This is a genomic window from Anaerobutyricum soehngenii (genome assembly GCF_009697165.1).
GTDB classification, from domain to species: Bacteria; Bacillota; Clostridia; order Lachnospirales; family Lachnospiraceae; genus Anaerobutyricum; species Anaerobutyricum soehngenii.
In genome coordinates this window covers 1-20,203 of record NZ_VULP01000011.1, presented here as the reverse complement: position 1 = coordinate 20,203, position 20,203 = coordinate 1, and the positions used below count along the sequence as shown (strand labels likewise).

Sequence of the window (20,203 nt, the reverse complement as noted above, 5' to 3'; positions counted from 1 at the left end):
CTGTTGTATTCATCTGTTTACTTGTTACTATTCAATGGCTTGCGTTTCGCCCCCCAGATTTTATATTTCTTACCGTCTTTTTGAGTACCCTCATCTCCACTGGTTTTGAAATATGTGCAGTCATACCGGCTGCCAGAGAATGTTGTATATCTTCTGAGAACGCATTGGCGGTCATGGCAATGATCGGAATTGTCTTTGCCAGTTCATGTGAACTTCTGCGGATTGCTTTTGTTGCTTCATAGCCGTTCATAACAGGCATCTGCACATCCATCAAAATCATGTCATAATCCCCCGGAGCAGACTGTTCAAATGTCTCTAAAACCTTTTCGCCGTTTTCACAAATCGTACACTCGGCATCCTCAATCTTTAACAGTTCCATAAGGATTTCTGCATTTAACTCATTATCCTCAGCACAAAGGAACCTCATTCCTTTTAGGATATTGACATCCGGCTCCTCTTTTTCTACCTGAGATGCTAGTGAAACAGACCTTTCTTCTGCGATTTTCAAATCCATAAGCACTTCAAAACAGCTTCCCTGTCCCGGCTCACTCTCCACATCAATGGTACCTCCCATCGCTTCAACCAGATTTCTGGTGATAGCCATGCCAAGACCGGTTCCCTGTATCTTATTTGTAAGAGAATTTTCCGCGCGGGTAAATGCATCAAAAATCTTGTCTTTGAAATCAGCCGACATTCCTATACCATTATCACTGACTAAAAAACGGTACTTTGCATAGACAAAAGAATTGGTCTCACATTCTTCTACTAAAAACTGGATTGCTCCACCCTCCTGTGTATACTTTACTGCATTGGAAAGCAGGTTACTGAAAATCTGCATTAGATGAACCTGATCACTATTCACCCACTCGTGCCGGATGTTTCCTTTCATAAACGTAAGTGTCTGATTTTTTTCATCTATCTGTGAATGAAATATTGTATTAAGTTCCTCCATAAAATCCAAAATAGAAAAATCAGTGTACTTAAAAATAGTTTTTCCTGCCTCAATCTTGCTCATATCCAAAACATCATTAATGATTCCCAGCAGATGCTGTGATGATGTATCTATTTTATCTGCATACTCTATTACCTTTGCCTTATCACCCGCATCATGTCTTAGCAATGATATAATACCAATAATCGCATTCATCGGTGTACGAATATCATGTGACATATTTGCAAGGAAACTGCTCTTTGATCTGTTCGCTTCCTGTGCCACCTGAAAAGCCTCTTCTGCCGCCAGATTCGCCTTCCGCAGTTCTGTATTTACATTTTCCAGTTTGATATTATTTTCTCGTTCCACAAGAATTGCTTCCTGCTGATTTCTACGCATAACAAAAGAAATTCCCAGTATAACACAGACAGCTACGATAACCGTAAATATAACGATAAATAGCATGATAAAATTGACAAGTTCTAATGTATTCGTAGCAACATACTCTGCCGGAACAAGAAAAATCAGTGTCCATTCGGCATTTTCCATTCTTTTTAGTGCATAAAAATATTCTGTTCCATCCAGTACTGCATTAGAATAACTACAGCCTTTTTCTTCCAGTTCCGTCTTTGTTTTTGCAAAAGAAGAATTATGGAGATATTTCATCTTTTGCAAAACAGAAAATACATTATGCCCCTTAATCAGTTCCACTTTATTACTATTGAACAGTTTAAATCCATTATCATCTAAAACATATACACTATTATTCCTGTCATATGCATCGCAGTTAAAATAAGGATTTAACTGTTCCATGTTCTGAGCAATTCCAAAATAACGAATCGTCGTTTTCTTTTTTCTATTTTGAAGCTGTATCGGTTTTGACAGACGTTTTAGAAACACCATCTCTGACTGATTATCTGTTATAGAATCAAAAACGAAACTAATCTGCTTAGGATTATCTTCAAAATAATCGAGATCACGAAAAAGTCCTCTGTTTCCACGTTCTGTATAATATCCACCTTCTGAATCCACTGCCATCAATGTAATCTTCTGCTCTTCATATGCTGATAATTCATACTTCTTTTTCATATATTTACAGAGTTCATCTATCGTCTGTACATTTGCTTCTCGCAGATAATTACATTCTTCCGTTACCCGGTTCCAGTGGGAATCGATCACATCCTCCAGATTTTGAAACATCTGATGAGTAACCTCTTCCATCTGATTCAATCGTTCCTCATAGATAATATTCTGAATATAAGTTTGATACAGGAAAAAGAATGCCAAAAGCATCGCTATACCAGTCATACAACAGCCCAATATTAAGTTTCGGTAATCGTTTGCCTTCTGCATTCTTCTCCTCCAATCATTTCCATTCAGCGTCTGCTTCACTTAAAGTCTTAAACTTTCCAAAAAACTCTTTTGCGGCATCTATACCTACAATGCCACTGTCTGTTACTTCCGTTTCTGATTTTAGTTTATCACTGATTCCGGAAATAGCAACCTGATAGGTCTTATCTTCTTCCAGTTTCATCGGACTTACTAATATATAAGAGTAATTATTTCCTGTACCAACTGCATCGTATCCCTCTTTATATAAATCCTGAATCTGTTTTCCTGTTAATCTGACGGTCTGGATTGTCCGCGACCAGCCTGTAGGAATAATAGTACTGAGATCATCAACAGTAATATCTTTTGTATACAATTTCCCACTCACACCGTCATTATTCTGCTCCAATCCATTTCCACTGATCCATGTTCCGAGAGAAACAAGCGCCAGATCACTGTTCGTTGCCTGTGCAAAGCATCTGCCTACCAATTTCGCACAGTTTTTCTGTGAAATATCTTCCGTTGTCGTAGTAATAACTTCCGGTTTATTATTTACCACGCTTTTCTGGTCATCTTCAAGCTGCTTTACTACATCTTTTATCGTTGCTTTGTTCTGCATATATTCCAGCATCTTTGTTCCTGTAGTAACCAGTGTATTTTCCCATCCTGTGTAAATAAGCGGTGCTGTATTTCCTGCATTAATCGCCTCTGCAATATCACCATAATAGGTATCGTCTGCTTTTGCATCCTTAAATGGCAGAAGACTTGCTTTTAGTGATTCCTCTGGATAAAGGGAAGATGTTCCTTCCACCGTAGACAACACTTCCATCACCTTTAACGCATCTTCAAGCTTCTGTGAATCGTTCTCAAGCTGTTTATTCAGTCCATAATAACGACCCACCGATAATATGTAGACATTTTTACTTCCATCTTCTGAAAGATACGGCATCAGCCCGAATTCATCTGTTGTAGCATCTGAGTCTGTAATACCATTCTGTGAGCCAAGCATAAACAGCGTATTTCCTTTGATAAAATTCTCTCTTGTTACTGCGTCATCAATTGGATCACTGTTACTGCCATCGAGCATACCAAGTTTTTTCCATTTCTCGATATATTCCATGCTGTCCATCATGCCCTTTGTCGTACTGACATTTGCTTTTCCTGACAAATAATCCTTCTGCCACTGTCTTCCATCTAGAGAACTTAAAAATCCTGTGTCGGCAATATTACATAAATACTGAAAACCATATCCCGGATACTGAATCTGGGGCAGGCATAACTGAACCCCTGCTTTCTCTGCCTCTTTTGCAAGCTGTTTAAGTTCCCCAAAAGACTGCGGAAGTGTCCATCCATATTTCTTTAACAATGTTTTGTTATAAGTAATACCGAAACAGTTATACGCAGACGGAAGCATATAGATTGCCCCGTCATCTGATACCTCTTTGAGACGAGACTCTACATAATTATCCGTAAAAGCATATCCTGAAAGATCAAGCATCTTGTCACTGAGGTCCTGCTGTTCCGGGTCATAGAGCGTAAGTGTACAGATATCCGGCAGATCATTTTCCTCCATGATCGTATTTAGGTATACCGTTGTATTTGCCCCACTGTATGGAACTACTTTAATATTAACCTCTGGATATGTTTTATGCACTTCTTTTATAAAGCTATCAACATCCATATAAGGGGCCATGAAGGTAATAGGTTCATGTTTCTTTGAATTCACATCTTTTTTCCCACATCCCACAATCCCAATTACTGCTATACAGAGCAAAACGAGACATACCCTTCGTATCCTTTTGATCTTCATACTTTTCTCCTCTCATTTTATCTTCCAAAAATCTGATCCAGATTCTCCAGAATTACCTCTGAACTGATTGGTTTTGCAATATGACCATTCATACCTGCTTTGATCGCTTTTTTACGGTCCTCCTCAAAAGCATTTGCCGTCATCGCGATAATCGGTATATTCGCACATTTTGTACTATTCAATGTACGTATCTCCCTTGTCGCTGTATATCCATCCATCTTTGGCATCTGAATATCCATGAAGATCAGATCATAGTTGCTGCCTCTTTCAGATGACATGATATTCACAGCATCCGTGCCATCCTCAGCAACATCCACATTCAGGCCAATTTCCTCCATGATTGCTGTTGCGATCTCACGATTCAGCTCATTATCCTCTACAAGAAGAACTTTCTTCCCTGCATAGCTTCTCTGACTCGCTGCCTGAATCTTCTGATTCTCATTCTGAATGAGTTTTCTTTGTTCCGGACTCATCAGCACTTCCCGCAATTCGGAAAGAAACAGTGGTTTTGATACGAACGCAGTAACTCCCGCTTCCCTTGCCTCCTGTTCAACATCTGACCAGTCATAAGCAGTCAGAATAATAATCGGACTCTCCGGTCCGACTACCATGCGGATTCTTCGGACAGTTTCGATTCCATTCATATCCGGCATCAGCCAGTCAATGATATAAACTTTAAATTCCTGATTCTGTTCATAAGCTTCTCTCGCACGAAGTACTGCCTCTTTTCCGGAAGTAGTCCAATCTGCTGTCATCTCGATCTCACGCAGCATCTTGCTTACACTCATGCATGTTTCCGCATCATCGTCCACCACAAGTGCTCTGGCACCTTTCAGTTCCGGAATAGGTTCCCTTTTTACCGTTACTGCTGATGTTTCACATTCAAGTATAACTGTAAACTCTGTTCCTTTTCCAACTTCACTTTCAACCTGAATCGTACCTCCCATCATATCCACGATATTTTTGGTAATCGCCATCCCAAGACCGGTTCCTCCGATTCCATTCTCCGTAACAGTATGTTCTCTTGAAAATGAGTCAAACACTTGCTTACAAAACTCCGGTGACATTCCGATTCCGTTATCTTTCACACTAAAGATTACTGTTGTATATCCCTCTCTTCTGCACGGTTTCTCCAAAACGCGAATGTTAATCATCCCGCCGACTGGTGTGAACTTCACAGCATTACTGATAATATTCAGAAGTACCTGCGTCAAACGCAGCTTGTCGATAATAATATCTTCATGAAATACATCCTGTGTATCAATATAAAGATCCTGCTGCTTAGAATAAACAGATCCCTGAATGATTGTTCTTAAATCATGCAGAATATCTGGCAAATGTACCGTTGTATATTCAATCCTGACAGAGCCACTCTCAATTCTGCTCATATCCAGCACATCATTGATCAGACTAAGCAGATGTTGACTGGATGTCTGAATTTTTTTCAGATAATCCAAAACAAGCTCTGTACTGCCAATATGTGTTGTTGCAAGTGCAGTAAATCCAATAATCGCATTCATCGGCGTGCGGATATCATGAGACATATTATTTAAAAACGCTGTCTTCGCCCGGTTCGCATGTTCAGCGGCTGCAAGTGCATTTCTCAGATTCTTATCCTGTTCTATCTCATGTTCTTTTTCTTCTGTCATATCACGGTTCGCAACCAGAACAGTATTCAATTTTCCATCTTTATCATATCCCTGCGGTACAATGATTATCGTCAGCCATTTTTCATCTACTGTCTGCGCTGTAAAACTCAACGTTTCGTGTTCTTCCAGACGCTTTGCCACCGTACTCATATCAACAAATTCCCAATAGGCTTCCTGAAATGGTTCTGCAATAACCTGCTGTATCAGTTCTTCCAGATGTGCTTTAGAGAGTATGTCCCCTTGCTGATCCGGCTTCATATCTTTTGAAGATTTTACGATTTCTATTTCCTCTGTTTTTAAATTTACAAGAGAAATAGAGGAATAGGCATGACCAAGTGCATTGATCACGCGAAGTCTCTTTTGATCCTGAAGGATACTTCTTTTTTCTGTTCTGTTCCTTAGCACTCGATAAAATAAGAAAATAAGCAGTGCAAGCAGAGCATAGATCACGCATATTGTATTGCGTGTAATGTATACCTGATGTTTCGGGAAAAAAACGTATGCATTATAGTCTTTTATCTTCTCCTGGCGCCCGTACCAATTTCCATTCTTTGAACGAAGATGGACGATTACATTTCCACCTGACTTAAATTCATTTTCATACAAAGACTTTGCGCCCTCTACAGAACTAGAAACAAGGTTCTGTTTATTTGTACTGACAATCTTATCCTCATCACAGATTGCAACACATCCATTCATTTCAAAAGGAAAATTTGAAAACAACGATGCCATCGTCAGGTCTCCGTTTATCTCATTTACTTCCTCTTTCTGCGCATATGCAATTAAGATACCTGACGCATCCTGCCTTGCCACCGCTGCAAAATCATAGAGTTTTCCTTCATTTCTCAGACGGGTCGTATACGTTTTTTCCGGATGTTCGACAATATCACGTACATAATCACTTTCAATCAGCTTCTGCCACAACGGCGTCGCATCTCCATCCCTCGTAGTCTGTTCTATCACCTTCAGCTTCTTATCTAGCACAAGTATTCCTGTCAGACGCTGTTCTTTTGCGTACTTATCCAGCATTTCTGCTCTAAAATTCCCTTCCTGCGCTATGACACGGCTCAATTCTGTTGTTTTATCCATAAGACGTACCAGACTCTTCACCTGATCATTCGTATCATAAATCTCATAACTTTCAATCCGCGTTTTTACAAAGTCAAATGTCTCATTCAGTGTACGATTTAGCTTCTTATTATCACTTGCTGTCAGCAGAGAAAAGATTAGGATTCCAACAAAAATCAGCGTAAACACCAGTAAACATGCATTTCTATCAAACTATTTTTTCTGTAATTCCTTCCCTCTGCAATTTTTTAAGTGTTTCTGTAAGATCTGCTGCAACTTCCTCGTGCGTTCCTTTTTTAAAAGCCACTCCAAGTTCTGATTTATAAATACTTTCATCCAACATTCGGTAAGCATCCTTACCTTCTTTCACCAGACTGCCAAGCATTGCCTCATGCCCGGCAATCGCATCTACATAATTCTTTCTAAGTGCCGCATAAATTTCATTCGTTGTAGAAAAACAGTTCACCTGCTGCATCTGTGGAAGATCTGACTTAATATTATGAAGAAAAAGATCCTCTGCCTTTGTAGTTGCCTGCACTGCAATCCTCTTTCCTTTCAAATCCGAAAGTGTTTGGATTTCGCTCTCATTTTTTACAACTACCATCTGGCGGCTGTACAGGTATGGACCTGCCCACTGATATTTGTCTTCTCTTCCATTCATGGAATAGCTGCTCCACAGACAGTCTACTGTTCCATCTGCCAAAAGTTCATCCTTATCTTCCCAGACTATATTCTCAAACTTTGGCTGATATCCCAGCCTCTGAAATGCTTCCTTAGCAAGTTCCACATCAATACCTTTATATTTGCCATCACTTGTCTGATAACTGTAAGGTTCAAAATAATCCATTCCAATAATAATCTCCGGCAGTTCACTATCAGCCGCTTTCTCTTTCTTTACTCCACATCCTCCCAGCATAAGACTGCAAGTCAGAAGAAATGCAGCAATACAAATTCTGTTTCCTCGGGTACGGGAGCTATTCTTTCGATTCCTTCGATTCTTTCTCATATCCTATTCCTTAATTTTAGATACCTATTCTATATGTACTACTTTTCTTGTTTCCTGATCATTTCCGCTAACATCGACAGCAACTTATCGACTTGGATCGGCTTTGCTATATGACCATCCATTCCAGCTGCAATAGCCTCTCTCTTATCTTCTTCAAATGCATTTGCTGTCATTGCAATGATAGGTATCCTCGCCTTATCCTTATCTGGTAAATTCCTGATTGCCTGTGTTGCTTTATAACCGTCCATTTTGGGCATCTGGATATCCATGAGGATTATATCATATGTTCCTGCCGGCATCTTTGTTATCCTATTTACACACTGAATACCATCTTCCACACGTTCTATCTTAAGACCAGCACGTTCAAGTATTGCTTCTGCAATCTCCGCATTCAGATCATTGTCCTCTGCCAAAAGGATATTCCTGCCTTCAAGGACTTCACTGCCTGTTCCAGAACTTTCAACGTGTTTTTTTACATAATAGTTTGCATCCGCTATCCTATGCTTTAATGTAACTGTAAAGGTGCTACCCTTTCCAAGCTCACTCTCTACAGTTATTGTTCCACCAAGCAGTTCAACATATTTCTTAACTATTGACATTCCAAGTCCACTTCCTGCGATTTTACTCTTTGTAGTGTTCTGCTCACGTGTGAATGCCTCGAAGATCCTTGTCTGATAATCCGCACTCATACCGATTCCGGTATCGCTCACTCTGGTCCTCACGATCATGTACCCAGACTCATCGCATGGTAATTCAGCTACGTTCATCATAACAGAACCACCAGCCGGAGTATATTTTAAGGCATTGCTCAGGATATTGACAAATATTTCTTTTACTTTGATAGTATCTGTCAGCACATGCTCATGCTCTACATTTATCGTATAATGAAGTGCAATATTCTTTTTCTTTGCTTCATCATCAAATATTTCAAATAAAGTCTGCCGGATTTCTTCAATCCGGCCATAGTTCTCATCAATTTCCATTTTTCCACTCTCAATCCGGGCCATATCAAGTACATTATTTATGATTGACAAAAGAAGCTTTCCTGACTGCTGCAGTTTTTCCAAATGTTCTGAAGTTTCAGGCAGTTCTTTTTCTTTTAGTTCATCCTCCATAAGCTGTGCATAGCCCAGAATTGCATTCATAGGAGTACGGATATCATGCGACATATTATTAAGAAAACAGGTCTTTGCGAGACTGGCAGCTTCTGCTTTTTTCAGAGCGATTTCCAGTTTATTATTGAGCTTTTGTGTATCATTTGCCGCAAGCTTTGCAACAGATTCTGCTTTCCTTGCCTTTTTTAAAAGTACGAGGATAATGCCAATTATGCTGAGTGCAAAAAATCCTGTGGCGACAAAAAAAGCAAGCATATTGTCTTTTACAAAATCCAAAAATGTTACCTTATCTGCTGTACTGTCATAAATAGCAAGTGCACTTGTAAGCATATCTGACGGCATGGCCTTCAAGGTTTTATTCAGTATCGACAAAAGATGTCCCTCTCCTCCACTTACTGCAAAGCATGCTTCCATTGTTTTTGTAAGTGGAACACTCTTGAAATCTCGATCGTTATCATATTTCAGCGCCTGGCTGGTTCCCATGAGAAAACAGTCTGCTTTTTCATTCATGACCATATCTGCCGCATCAGCAAGTGAATCACAATCTACAAACTTCCATTGGGGATAACTGAAAGCCATATGCTGCTTTAAGGCTTCTTTTTCCTTTGGCACAGCTACTGTATATACCTCATTCTCATTAAAATATTTCTCGTCAGTTACTGCCATCAGGCTGTAGGTCCAGGCTGTATTTGTAAGTGCATAACCTTTTTTTTCTGCAAGGTCAGGATTTCTGCTCGCATAAAAAATCATGTCAATTTCATGCTCCTGTAATGCCCGAAGCATTTCGTCATAATCGTCATATGACTGTATATTAAATTCCAGCGTCTGATTTCCCAAACAGTCTTTTGCGTAAGAGATATACTCCGTCAGTGTACCGGTAAGTTTTCCAGTCTCTTCGTCCATAGAAAATACCGCCGTATCATTATTCAAAAATCCTATCTTTATAGGCCCATGTTCTTCCAGCCATGATTTTTCTTTGCCTGTAAGAATCTGGATATAATCAAGAGTAAAATACTTCTTATACAAATCTGTCTTAAAAAAAGGACTGTCTTTATCCAACTGACTCATAGCCCAGTCCAACTCCGTCTTGATATCGCTTCTTTCTTTGTTTATTGCAAAATATATACCTGATTTACCAACATTGGTAACAGATGATATTCCCTGTTCAGACCAGATGGATTCCTCTAGAGACACAAAACAATCAACCTCATGATTCGCTAATTTCTTTTCGACATCGTCATTATTATACACATTTACATGCTCTGTATGTATGCCATTCTTATTCTCCCACTCTGTCAGCATAATTTCTGATTCTGTACCCATGAGTACACCTACACGTTTCCCATCTAGAGACTTGAAATCAGATGTCATAATATCCGTATGTGACAGATCCGCATAAAGAACATAGTTTTCCTCGCCCATCGGCTCCTCTGAAAAAAGCATCTTTTGTGCACGTTCATCGGTGTAAGAGATATCGCCCATGACATCAATCTCACCATTTTCAAGCTTATCAAAACAGTTGGACCAGTCACATTTCACATACTCGAATTTCCATCCGGCATAGCCTGCGAGCGCCTGCATCAGTTCGTAACCAAATCCTCGTCTGACACCGTTTTTATCGACATAATTAAAAGTATCTTCAAATGAACCGACACGTATGATCCTCTGCTTCTTCCTCTGCGTGTCTGCTTTTTTTGTTTCCTGTTGCGTTGTATCATCCACTACCGATTGACCTGTTGTTGCTGCTACATTTACAGGAACACAAACCGATAAAGTTAGGCATAATACAAATATGCTCAAACAGAAACAGCAGATTCTCTTTAAAATATGATTCACTTGATTTAAATTTTTTTGCTGCATATTATTCCTTTCCACAATTTAATTTATCAATCATGGTTTTATTATGTATATGTAGTTTATGTTCCAAATACCTGATCAAAAACTAATCCATATCCCTGCATTTTATTATCCTTTACGTATATTATATAACACCACTTTACAACTTTTTTGTAAAAAAATATCATACCGAACTTTCTGATGTATAATGAATTTGCCACAAAACATTACAAAGAAAAGTGACTCCGTATGATAAAATATTATACAATGAAAAAACTCTGATGGGTAGACTTCATCAATATTTTTTGATTTATTTTTCAAGAATGCCCCGGCATTCTTGCTGCGAGATGCGCGTCATGCAATGCATGACATACTTCTTCTGCGCATCTCTGCAATCCTGCCGGAGGCTATATCAGATGGGAGATTGACTCCCTCACTGATACTGATTTATTGCTCGCCACCTACAGAGGTGGGAGTCATCTCACATCTGATATAATTTTATCACGTATTAAAGATATTAAAGGCTTACGGCTATAGAATCCAGCCTGCCTATACCGACTTTTATATATCAAAACACACGCCGCATTTTTATCTTTTAAAAACCATCCTTTCTGTTGGAAATCAAACATACAAGATATATTTATAATATTATAATCCTAATAAAAACAAAAGTTAAATATTATTGATGGAGGTAAAAATGATACGAAAGATTATTCGAATTGATAAAGAAAAATGTAATGGCTGCGGTGCCTGTGCAGATGCCTGCCATGAAGGTGCTATTGATATCATTAATGGAAAAGCAGAATTGGTAAGAGAACATTTTTGTGACGGACTAGGCGATTGTCTCCCGGAATGTCCAACAGGAGCCATTTCCTTTGAAGAAAGAGAAGCACCGGAATACGATGAAAAAGCTGTAAAAGAAGCTCAGAAAAAAATATTAGCAAAAAATCAGACAATGACTGCACATGTCGGCTGTCCTGGATCTAAAAGTATGCAGATTCAGCGAAAGGAAACATCTGAAACAAAAAAACTATCTTCAACCGCAGATCAAGTATCAAGACTTCAGAACTGGCCGGTACAGATTAAACTGGCACCTGTCAGTGCACCATATTTTAACGGTGCAAAACTTCTGATCGCAGCCGATTGTACTGCTTACGCTTACGCAAGTTTCCATCAGGATTTTATCCGAAACAAAATAACATTAATTGGCTGTCCTAAATTAGATCAGGTAGATTATAGTGAGAAACTGACTGCGATCATTCAAAATAACAATATCCAAAGTGTAACGATTGTAAGAATGGAAGTTCCATGCTGCGGCGGTCTTGAGATGGCAGCCAAAAAAGCACTTCAGAATAGTGGAAAATTCATTCCCTGGCAGGTTGTAACGATAAGTATTGACGGAAAATTATCGTAACTCTCGCAAGCGGTAAAAAGAAAAAAGCAGTGAAAGCAACCGTTAAATAAACATTTGAGAATATTTTTTGAAGTCACCCCTATATAATATAAATGGGAAGACTGTAGACAAAAGGGGGCTGTCGCATTAAAAATTAGTGCGACAGCCCCACATCTATAGTAATGCATTGGGTCAACGAATCTTTTCTTTTATAAATATTTCATCATTGCTGGCACAAGAATGTTCATATCAACAGGCTTTGCAACATGAGCATTCATTCCAACAGAAAGAACCTTTTGTGCATCTTCTGCGAAAGCATTGGCAGTCTCAACAATACATCCTTCTTCCTGATATAAATTTTGTACTTCGATTCTGATTTTACCTCTTCGTTTTACATCAAATTTAAATGATTCTAAAAACTTATGTAGATTCGTGAAAAACTCATGTTTCCCAGTTCCAATCAGACTAATATTTTCATCAAAGTAATTCTCCATTCCATCTTACATCCAGTTAAGCAAACTTGAAGTTATCAGATACTTCAGTGTCTGTTTAAATATTCCATTATTTGATTTTGTAATACTTCAAGCATGCTTCCCACATCACTTGTAAGCATTTTAATTTCACAATGATATTGGTTTTGGGGATTTCGATTTTTATCTTTAAAAGTGACATATGTACGCCCATCTTCTGTTTCATATACACACTTGGCATGTGAAACCGCATTTCGAATATGTCTATAATAGTCAATCGTAGATAACTCACTGCTAGATTCTCCGGGATATGTTGTGGTTACACTTAGTCTATATAATTGAAGGTTTTTTTTTAAATCATCCCCCCATAAATTAATAATTCCATCATCAAGACCTGAAAGGATTTCTTTTGGCATCACCAAAAGAATATAGAGAAACATTTGCATTGTAGCTGGATTTCCCAAGCCTGACGCTTTCAGAATCTTTTTAAAATTGTCATTATTTTCAACAAAAGTAATGTTTTCATTGTAGTAGTCACTGTTTAAAAAATCTCTGTTGGATAATTCTTCAAGTAAAGAAGTCATAGCTAATGCTTGACAAAAAATAGACTCTTGTTTAGTTAAATTCATTGTGTTCTCCTTTTCAAATTATAACTTTTTATTATGCCAGATACTATAAACTTGATACAATGGTCGGCATCATTCTACACGTAACTAACCGTTCTGAAGAACCTGTATCATTTTCTTAAAAGATTCTCTGAAACGCTCATCGTCCTCTGATGTTCGCTTTCTTGGCCCTTTTAAGTGATTCTTTCTAGATGCCCTTCGTGCTTTCTTGTTCAAATGCCGTTCCATAAGCATCTGGTCAATATTCTCATTGGTATACCATTTCCCAGATTGATGAATTGCATATGCACCTTTTCCAAGTGCCATTGCTGCCACTCCATAATCTTGCGATACAACAATATCCCCTTTATGGCAAATGCTGATCAATTTATAATCCACTGCATCTGCTCCGGCTCCAACTACAATCACCTCACTGTAGTCAGAGGATAACACATGGTTTGTATCACACAACAATGTCACCGGAACATTGTGCTTTTTTGCAACTTTTTCAACAATACCCACTACCGGGCAGGCATCTGCATCAACAAAAACTCTCATACTATTTTCTCCATACCTGGCTTAATTCCTTGGATTACAATGGATGCCCAAGTTTCTTTTTCTCTCCGAGATAAACCAAATATTCCTATCGTATCATGATTTCCTTTATTTTCAAAACAACTATAGTAATATCCCATCTTTGACAGTTGAAGAGTAAAAAAACGGTTGCAAAGCCAGTAAAATCAAGGCTTGTATCCGTTTTTTATCTCGTAGCGATATGTGCTTTTATGCTATATTTTTTTGCCTATTCAGTATTCCATACTTCTTAATACTGTCCTGAAGCTCCTGCATCCGGTTGTCGAGTATTACCTTAAACGGATGATTGTTGAATGACACTAATCTCTCCATTTCAATTTCAACAACCTTTTCATCCTGTTCTCTAAGATCTGTTTTCTTCAATTTTACGATTTCTCAATTTTTCAAACTTGAAGTTATTACTCTGTCAGTCGATTCTCCTCGCCCCAGACACAGAGCTGATCCAGCACCTTCATCAGCGACTTTCCACGCTCAGACAAGGAGTACTCCACCTTCGGCGGAATCTGCGGATACTCGGTGCGGACGATCAGTTTGTCTGCTTCCAGCTCCTTGAGATTCGTGCTGAGAGTCTTGTCGGAAATGGTTTTCAGATACCGTTTCAACTCATTGAATCGCACGGTTTCAAACTCCATCAGGCAGTAAAGAATGACCATCTTGTGCTTGCCGGAGATCAGCGACAACGTGTGGGCGAAGTATTTCGAGATGGCTTAAGGCTGTAAAAGTAAGGTATGCAGAAAAGGAGCTTTCGAATAAGCGAAGGCTCCTTCTTAAAATATATAGATTTCACAAATCCCTATCGATATACATTCTTCTGTCATAGATGTATAAGGATTTTGCACAGTTCGTTTTTTTCATAAAACTTATTCTGTTTTTCAACTTCTGTGATATAATGCTTTATTATAATAATTCCCATAGACAAAATGAGGTGAACCAAGTGAAAAAGAAAACACTTGTGCCTCTTATCACTTTTTTACTGGGCATATGCCTTATTAGTTTGATTGTATACAAAACAGACACCCACGAAAAAGAGCAGAGACACATAACAGCACAATTAAACGTAACCAACTATGGCGAACGAATAAAGAATAAAATTATAAATGGAATTGAGATCACAGATACCTTGAAGCAAATCTTAATAAGTGAAAATGGCGAAATCCATCAGTTTGAAACAATTGCCGGAAATATTATGTCTGATTCTATTGAAAGTGTACAGCTCGCTCCTAATGGTGTTGTTACAGATATTTATCCGGCTAATGGAAATGAGGCAGGTAAGATTGATTTGATCCATGATAAAGACCGCGGAAAAATTTCCTGTTACGCAAGAGACAACCATACAATCATTACGCAGGGCCCCTTCAAATTAAAACAGGGAGAATATGGAATTGCAGTCCGCAATCCCATATACCTGAAAGATAAAAACGGACATGAGTATTTCTGGGGATTTACTATTGTTATCCTGCGTGTTCCGGATATTTTTTCAGATTCAATCAGTGCACTTTCAAATTTTGGATACGAATACAAAATTTCAAAAACAGACGCTCCATGGAGTGATACTTATAAAGTGGTTTATCAATCAGATGGGCAAATAAATCATCCTGTTTCTTATACTTTTAAAATAGGAGATGAAAACTGGAAATTTGAAGTAACTCCTAAAAGTGGATGGAGAAATGCCACATTACTGATAATCATCATCGGAATGTTTCTTACAATAAGCCTTCTCCTGTCAGTTCTTAGCAGAGTATGGTTAGTAGAAAAAGAACATAAGAAAAAGTTTCAGATACTGGCGCGCACAGATTCTCTTACAAATATTTATAACCGCTATGGATTTGATGAATTTGCAGAAAAAATGATTCAAAAAAATCCAAAAGCACATTTTGTGGCTGCGCTCCTTGATATCGATGATTTTAAGTTTATTAATGATATCTATGGACATAATTACGGAGACAGGGCATTAAAAAATCTTGCAGACAGCATGAAGGCTTTTTTCCCATCCGATGCATTACTTGGAAGAAATGGTGGTGACGAATTCTGCATTCTTTTACCAAATTGTACCTTTGCAGAAGCAGCTATACAGCTGCAGAAATTCACCAAACTTCCTAAATCATTCTCATACCATGGTAAGGAACATGCATTTTATATTTCTCTAGGATATGCAGAATATCCAACATTTGCATCCAATCGTTCACAACTCATGCGCTGCGCAGATGCCGCTCTTTATGAAATAAAACTTCATGGAAAAAATGGATGTATGGTCTACAGAGAAGGACTTCGGTCAGGTGCCCGCAAACAACTTGGATTCGCATTCAAGGATATCTCTGAACATCTTCCAGGTGCATTCATCATATACAGAGCTGACAAAGAAGATGATGAACTATTTTTTGCAAATGATGAATTTCTTCATATGTCAGGATATAAAGATATAGATGAACTGTTCAGACTTACTAAGAAAAGTTTTCGCAACTTGATCCGGGAAGATGAACAGCAACAGATAGAATCAAGTATCTGGGAACAGATTGACAGTGGTAATGAAAATGACTATATTCACTTCCATCTTCGAAAAGCTGACGGAACTTATTTTTCTGTGCTTGATCATGGAAGAATTGTAGAGAGCCCGCAATACGGGAAAGTATTTTATGTATTGTTCATGGATTGGGAAGATATGCATATTCGTTACAATGATAAATTCGCAAAATAATAAAATATTGCAAAAAACAGAGCGTATGATCTATTTTCATATAATGTTTATGTCGGCAAGCTCTATCAAAAGGAAATCGACTTTGTTGCTCAGAGAAGCAACGAGAAGTTTTATATTTCCTTTACTCATTTTTAACTTTTCTGATTAGCGGCTTATCTTGCGAAGAAAGCCAAGCACCTACAATCATTAACACAAGTGCGACAAAGTAAGTAACATCAGGTATTTCTCTAAAGATAATCAACGAAAGAATTGCCGCTATAAATGGAGCAACGGCATAATAAGCACTTGTTCGTGCTGCACCAAGTAATCTTTGTGCATATACATAAAAGTAAATACTCAATCCGTATGCCACAAATCCTACACAAAGAACAGCAACGATACTCCAAAGTGCCTCTATCCGTTCTCCAATAAACAAGCCGATAATGAGGGATCCGATACCCGAAAATATTCCTTTTAGCAGAACAATCTGCAATGGATCTTTTGACGATATTTTTCGAGTGCAATTATTCTCAAACCCCCAACAAATGGTGGAAAGTAAAACAAATAACGAACCATATGAGAAACGCAGACTTGATACATCTTCAAAAGACAGTATTCCACAGGATAACGTTACAAAAAATATTCCAAACCACAATCTTGTGCTAATTTTTTCTTTGAATACCATAAGGGCAATTATCGCTGTTGCTACAATTTCAAAGTTATTAAGTAACGACGCATTTGCGGCAGTTGTAGAGTTTAGACCAAACAGCAAACAAATAGGAGCAGCAATATCTAAAACTATCATTGCAATGGTGTATGGTAATTCTGATTTTGTTAATTTCAATTCTTTTGCTTCATATTTCTTTATTTTCCGCATAAGAGCAATAAATATCATTCCTATTCCTGCACCAACATAAAGAAAACCAGCCATTAAAGTAGGCGGCATAAATTCAAGCAATATCTTTGAAAAAGGAGCATTTATGGCATACAGTACTGCTGCAAGTATCGCAAATGCTATCCCTTTCTTGATTTTCTGTTCAGTTTCCATTTTCTTGACACCTCCAAAGTACTACGATATAATTTGTATGTTATCTAACATCTTGTTCGATTATATCATTAGCATATTTAGGCGAACAATAATTAAATCAAAAGAAATGTACGTTATTGAACATTTCTTCAAATTTGTACGGAGGAAGATAATGGATAGACGACAGCAAAAGACACGAGAAGCAATTTTTCATGCATTCAGCACATTGCTTGAAAAGAAAAGCTACAATCATATCACAGTACAAGAAATACTTGATACCGCAAACATCGGCAGAAGTACCTTTTATGCCCATTTTGAAACGAAAGACGAATTATTAAATGCAGTCTGTAAGGAACTGTTCGGACATATCATCGACAGTGCTATGGATAAAACTCATATACACGGGCTTTACTCAAATGAAGAACTGCCACAATCTGTTTTTTGCCATCTTTTACAGCATTTGCAAGAAAATGATAACAATATTTTAGGATTACTATCTTGTGAAAGTAGCGAAATTTTCCTTCGTTACTTTAAGGATAGCTTAAATGAATTGGTACAAACACAATTTATAAATCACAACCGCAAGCGAAATCAAGACTTACCCCAAGAATTTCTTGTTAATCATATTTCAGGAAGCTTTGTAGAAATGGTTTTATGGTGGTTGAAAGATAAAAAAAAACATACACCAGAAGAATTAGATTACTATTTTCGTGCTGTTATTGAGCCGATTTTATAAAAAATTAAGTGGGCAACAAATCTCATTTTGATATCGTTGCCCACTATTTATAATTACTCCTTTTTTACAAATGTGTGTCTAATGCATAAGCCCTTATAATTATTCGTTTTTGCCACTTTTATACATTTTCTATTCATTTTTTGCTAATGGAGAGCTTATTTTTCGCTAAGTTGTCGTGCGATTTATTAGAATGGAATTTTTGAAACAGCCAGCACCTTGAATGGGCTGGCTCTTTCAATGTCACCTGTAATTGACAAACTGGAATTGTTCGAACTTTTCAAATACTAACGTCCTTAATTCTGTTCAATAATTGATTTATAGTAGTTACCAAAGTCAGCAAGTGAATTAACAATTGGAAGCATTTTTGTTCCGAGTTCCGTTAAGCCGTATTCAACTCTCGGTGGCTGCTCATGGTAATCGTGGCGATATGCCAGCCCATCACTCATCATTTGTCTTAAACTATCTGTCAAAACCTTTTGTGAAATACCATCTATACTTCGTTGTAGCTCATTGAATCTCCATGGACGCTCTTTCAAGTTACGCAAAATCAGCAGTTTCCATTTTCCTCCGATAAGAGATACTGCTGTTGCAACTGGGCATTCCGGTAATTCTTCTTTTGCTCGCATAATTCTCACCTCCGAGTCTATTGTAACACATTCATTTTTGAGTGTACAGTTACAAAAAGGTGCGTACTTGTTTTTGTATGTGCCTCATACTATACTAATACCAAGCAACCAGAAACTACAAATTAACTATGGAGGTTATTATGGCAAATTACACAAAAACAACTATTGGAAAGGAAAACCGAATTGAGCTGCATGAAAAGTTGTCTTTAACAGGTGCAGAAATCAGTTTGAACGAACTACCTGCAGGAGCAAATGTCCCATTTGTTCATTCTCATAAAGAAAATGAAGAAATCTATGGAATTCTTTCAGGTAACGGCAAAGCCATAATTGATGGAGAAGAAATTAGCCTTTCAACTGGAGACTGGCTAAAAATCGCACCTGCTGCAAAGCGTCAGTTTTTTGCATCCGATATTTCTGGAATTACTTATATCTGCATTCAGGTAAAAGAAAATTCTCTGGAACATTTTACAGCAGAGGATGCCGTAATCGGCTAATTAAAAGTATTTATTTACAAAAATGCACAGTTCACGATAAGCTAAGAACTGTGCATTTCTTTTTTGTTCAATATTACGTTTTCTCAATTTTTTAAACAAGAAGTTATCAGTGATTATCTTTTAGAAAACAGCCAACTACAGCAACGCCAAATCCAAGAACACCTAGGACATATCCCCCAAAATTATTTGTTGTCACAGCAATTCCTAAAGGTATTATTGCAATCCCCAATAACTCAATCTTAATTCCTTTCATCGCAAATACCTTCGTTACAAACTGAAATTTAGCCTTTTAAACCTTTCGCTTGCCTGTCCATATCTTCAATAACAATGTCGTAAATTTCTCCAAACTTGAAGTTATTACTTTCTGCATAGTGTGTTTCCTAAAATGATATTTACCACGACATCAACCAAAATAATCCCCAATGCAATATATACAAAAAATGCAGGCAAAATATTTTCAAACAAGCCCATAGTTAATGCAAGAATTGCTATAATAGACATTCCAATTCCCATTGTTCTGCATAACTTCTTTTCATCATATTTTTCCTTTTCTTCATTTGAAGCTGTATTATATCCAGAAATGAACCAGCTTCCATGTCCAGAAAGTAAAATAATAGAAAGTACAGCAAATATCGCAAAGACAATCCACACTATCCAATCAGAGCCTGTTGCTAAATCTGCTAATTTCATTTACATACTCCTCCTTAAATTCCGGTACTGTAAAGTTTTACAGTCCTATTTTTGTTTAAAACCTTATATTTTCAAGGATTTCATCACTTTTTACGAATAAAAAAGCAATGACCCCCTTTTTCATGTATAATGTAAGTGACCAAACTCAAC

At 37.7% G+C, this 20,203-nt stretch carries 18 protein-coding genes and 1 pseudogene; 5 read left to right on the top strand and 14 right to left on the bottom strand.

Annotation, left to right across the window (positions count from 1 at the left end; all coding sequences use genetic code 11):
* Nucleotides 1-31: 31 nt before the first annotated feature.
* From FYJ25_RS06780 to FYJ25_RS06760, 5 genes are read right to left on the bottom strand one after another with little or no spacing between them, the layout of a single operon-like run.
* Nucleotides 32-2,284 carry an ATP-binding protein gene (locus FYJ25_RS06780; protein WP_154580866.1) on the bottom strand — a complete coding sequence of 751 codons (2,253 nt, stop codon included), beginning with the start codon at nucleotides 2,282-2,284 and terminating at the stop codon, nucleotides 32-34.
* Between the two features lie 13 nt (nucleotides 2,285-2,297).
* Complete coding sequence (locus tag FYJ25_RS06775) at nucleotides 2,298-4,070, bottom strand: ABC transporter substrate-binding protein (RefSeq protein ID WP_154580865.1); 1,773 nt, start codon at nucleotides 4,068-4,070, stop codon at nucleotides 2,298-2,300.
* Nucleotides 4,071-4,087: 17 nt separating this feature from the next.
* Nucleotides 4,088-6,976, bottom strand: a complete 2,889-nt coding sequence (locus FYJ25_RS06770; protein ID WP_330578290.1) for a response regulator — start codon at nucleotides 6,974-6,976, stop codon at nucleotides 4,088-4,090.
* Nucleotides 6,977-6,995: 19 nt separating this feature from the next.
* Complete coding sequence (locus FYJ25_RS06765) at nucleotides 6,996-7,793, bottom strand: substrate-binding periplasmic protein (RefSeq protein ID WP_154580864.1); 798 nt, start codon at nucleotides 7,791-7,793, stop codon at nucleotides 6,996-6,998.
* A 38-nt stretch (nucleotides 7,794-7,831) separates the two neighbouring features.
* Nucleotides 7,832-10,768, bottom strand: a complete 2,937-nt coding sequence (locus FYJ25_RS06760; protein ID WP_096241465.1) for a transporter substrate-binding domain-containing protein — start codon at nucleotides 10,766-10,768, stop codon at nucleotides 7,832-7,834.
* 673 nt (nucleotides 10,769-11,441) lie between these two features.
* Here FYJ25_RS06760 and FYJ25_RS06755 point away from each other — a divergent pair.
* Nucleotides 11,442-12,158, top strand: a complete 717-nt coding sequence (locus tag FYJ25_RS06755) for a 4Fe-4S binding protein (protein WP_154580863.1) — start codon at nucleotides 11,442-11,444, stop codon at nucleotides 12,156-12,158.
* 188 nt (nucleotides 12,159-12,346) lie between these two features.
* On the opposite strand, the gene FYJ25_RS14605 is transcribed toward FYJ25_RS06755, so the two are convergent.
* The 5 genes from FYJ25_RS14605 to FYJ25_RS06730 all read right to left on the bottom strand — a co-directional run bounded on the left by FYJ25_RS14605 (nucleotide 12,347) and on the right by FYJ25_RS06730 (nucleotide 14,510).
* Nucleotides 12,347-12,631, bottom strand: coding sequence for a response regulator (locus FYJ25_RS14605; protein ID WP_242970750.1), 285 nt, complete (start codon nucleotides 12,629-12,631; stop codon nucleotides 12,347-12,349).
* Between the two features lie 44 nt (nucleotides 12,632-12,675).
* Nucleotides 12,676-13,236 carry a HEPN family nuclease gene (locus FYJ25_RS06745; protein WP_096241467.1) on the bottom strand — a complete coding sequence of 187 codons (561 nt, stop codon included), beginning with the start codon at nucleotides 13,234-13,236 and terminating at the stop codon, nucleotides 12,676-12,678.
* An 84-nt stretch (nucleotides 13,237-13,320) separates the two neighbouring features.
* Nucleotides 13,321-13,770, bottom strand: coding sequence for a YaiI/YqxD family protein (locus FYJ25_RS06740; protein WP_096241468.1), 450 nt, complete (start codon nucleotides 13,768-13,770; stop codon nucleotides 13,321-13,323).
* 225 nt (nucleotides 13,771-13,995) lie between these two features.
* Nucleotides 13,996-14,169, bottom strand: a complete 174-nt coding sequence (locus FYJ25_RS14445; RefSeq protein WP_205677385.1) for a ParB N-terminal domain-containing protein — start codon at nucleotides 14,167-14,169, stop codon at nucleotides 13,996-13,998.
* Between the two features lie 35 nt (nucleotides 14,170-14,204).
* The gene (locus tag FYJ25_RS06730) at nucleotides 14,205-14,510 is read right to left on the bottom strand and encodes a winged helix-turn-helix transcriptional regulator (RefSeq protein WP_096241469.1); all 306 of its coding nucleotides are present in this window, start codon (nucleotides 14,508-14,510) and stop codon (nucleotides 14,205-14,207) included.
* Nucleotides 14,511-14,740: 230 nt separating this feature from the next.
* On the opposite strand from FYJ25_RS06730, the gene FYJ25_RS06725 reads away from it, so the two are divergent.
* Complete coding sequence (locus FYJ25_RS06725) at nucleotides 14,741-16,501, top strand: diguanylate cyclase domain-containing protein (RefSeq protein WP_330578289.1); 1,761 nt, start codon at nucleotides 14,741-14,743, stop codon at nucleotides 16,499-16,501.
* Between the two features lie 39 nt (nucleotides 16,502-16,540).
* A pseudogene (locus tag FYJ25_RS14990) lies at nucleotides 16,541-16,618 on the top strand (ATP-binding protein); the annotation flags it as partial.
* A 4-nt stretch (nucleotides 16,619-16,622) separates the two neighbouring features.
* On the opposite strand, the gene FYJ25_RS06715 reads toward FYJ25_RS14990, so the two are convergent.
* Complete coding sequence (locus tag FYJ25_RS06715; protein WP_096241471.1) at nucleotides 16,623-17,528, bottom strand: DMT family transporter; 906 nt, start codon at nucleotides 17,526-17,528, stop codon at nucleotides 16,623-16,625.
* A gap of 151 nt (nucleotides 17,529-17,679) precedes the next feature.
* Here FYJ25_RS06715 and FYJ25_RS06710 point away from each other — a divergent pair, with 151 nt between their 5' ends.
* On the top strand, nucleotides 17,680-18,243 hold the full coding sequence (locus tag FYJ25_RS06710) for a TetR/AcrR family transcriptional regulator (RefSeq protein ID WP_096241472.1): 564 nt from the start codon (nucleotides 17,680-17,682) through the stop codon (nucleotides 18,241-18,243).
* 293 nt (nucleotides 18,244-18,536) lie between these two features.
* On the opposite strand, the gene FYJ25_RS06705 is transcribed toward FYJ25_RS06710, so the two are convergent.
* Entirely contained in the window at nucleotides 18,537-18,869 is a 333-nt protein-coding gene (locus tag FYJ25_RS06705; RefSeq protein WP_008373705.1) for a winged helix-turn-helix transcriptional regulator, read from the bottom strand.
* 140 nt (nucleotides 18,870-19,009) lie between these two features.
* On the opposite strand from FYJ25_RS06705, the gene FYJ25_RS06700 reads away from it, so the two are divergent.
* The gene (locus FYJ25_RS06700) at nucleotides 19,010-19,363 is read left to right on the top strand and encodes a cupin domain-containing protein (RefSeq protein WP_004614173.1); all 354 of its coding nucleotides are present in this window, start codon (nucleotides 19,010-19,012) and stop codon (nucleotides 19,361-19,363) included.
* A 106-nt stretch (nucleotides 19,364-19,469) separates the two neighbouring features.
* Here FYJ25_RS06700 and FYJ25_RS14390 read toward each other — a convergent pair whose 3' ends face one another.
* Entirely contained in the window at nucleotides 19,470-19,616 is a 147-nt protein-coding gene (locus FYJ25_RS14390) for a hypothetical protein (protein ID WP_167513785.1), read from the bottom strand.
* Nucleotides 19,617-19,720: 104 nt separating this feature from the next.
* Nucleotides 19,721-20,053, bottom strand: a complete 333-nt coding sequence (locus FYJ25_RS06695; RefSeq protein ID WP_096241473.1) for a DUF3784 domain-containing protein — start codon at nucleotides 20,051-20,053, stop codon at nucleotides 19,721-19,723.
* Nucleotides 20,054-20,203 lie beyond the last annotated feature (150 nt).

Coding starts and splice junctions, on each gene's coding strand:
- FYJ25_RS06780 (WP_154580866.1), bottom strand. CDS start 2,284: ATGCAGAAGGCAAACGATTACCGAAACTTAATATTGGGCTGTTGTATG.
- FYJ25_RS06775 (WP_154580865.1), bottom strand. CDS start 4,070: ATGAAGATCAAAAGGATACGAAGGGTATGTCTCGTTTTGCTCTGTATA.
- FYJ25_RS06765 (WP_154580864.1), bottom strand. CDS start 7,793: ATGAGAAAGAATCGAAGGAATCGAAAGAATAGCTCCCGTACCCGAGGA.
- FYJ25_RS06760 (WP_096241465.1), bottom strand. CDS start 10,768: ATGCAGCAAAAAAATTTAAATCAAGTGAATCATATTTTAAAGAGAATC.
- FYJ25_RS06755 (WP_154580863.1), top strand. CDS start 11,442: ATGATACGAAAGATTATTCGAATTGATAAAGAAAAATGTAATGGCTGC.
- FYJ25_RS14605 (WP_242970750.1), bottom strand. CDS start 12,631: ATGGAGAATTACTTTGATGAAAATATTAGTCTGATTGGAACTGGGAAA.
- FYJ25_RS06745 (WP_096241467.1), bottom strand. CDS start 13,236: ATGAATTTAACTAAACAAGAGTCTATTTTTTGTCAAGCATTAGCTATG.
- FYJ25_RS06740 (WP_096241468.1), bottom strand. CDS start 13,770: ATGAGAGTTTTTGTTGATGCAGATGCCTGCCCGGTAGTGGGTATTGTT.
- FYJ25_RS06715 (WP_096241471.1), bottom strand. CDS start 17,528: ATGGAAACTGAACAGAAAATCAAGAAAGGGATAGCATTTGCGATACTT.
- FYJ25_RS06710 (WP_096241472.1), top strand. CDS start 17,680: ATGGATAGACGACAGCAAAAGACACGAGAAGCAATTTTTCATGCATTC.
- FYJ25_RS06705 (WP_008373705.1), bottom strand. CDS start 18,869: ATGCGAGCAAAAGAAGAATTACCGGAATGCCCAGTTGCAACAGCAGTA.
- FYJ25_RS06700 (WP_004614173.1), top strand. CDS start 19,010: ATGGCAAATTACACAAAAACAACTATTGGAAAGGAAAACCGAATTGAG.
- FYJ25_RS14390 (WP_167513785.1), bottom strand. CDS start 19,616: ATGAAAGGAATTAAGATTGAGTTATTGGGGATTGCAATAATACCTTTA.
- FYJ25_RS06695 (WP_096241473.1), bottom strand. CDS start 20,053: ATGAAATTAGCAGATTTAGCAACAGGCTCTGATTGGATAGTGTGGATT.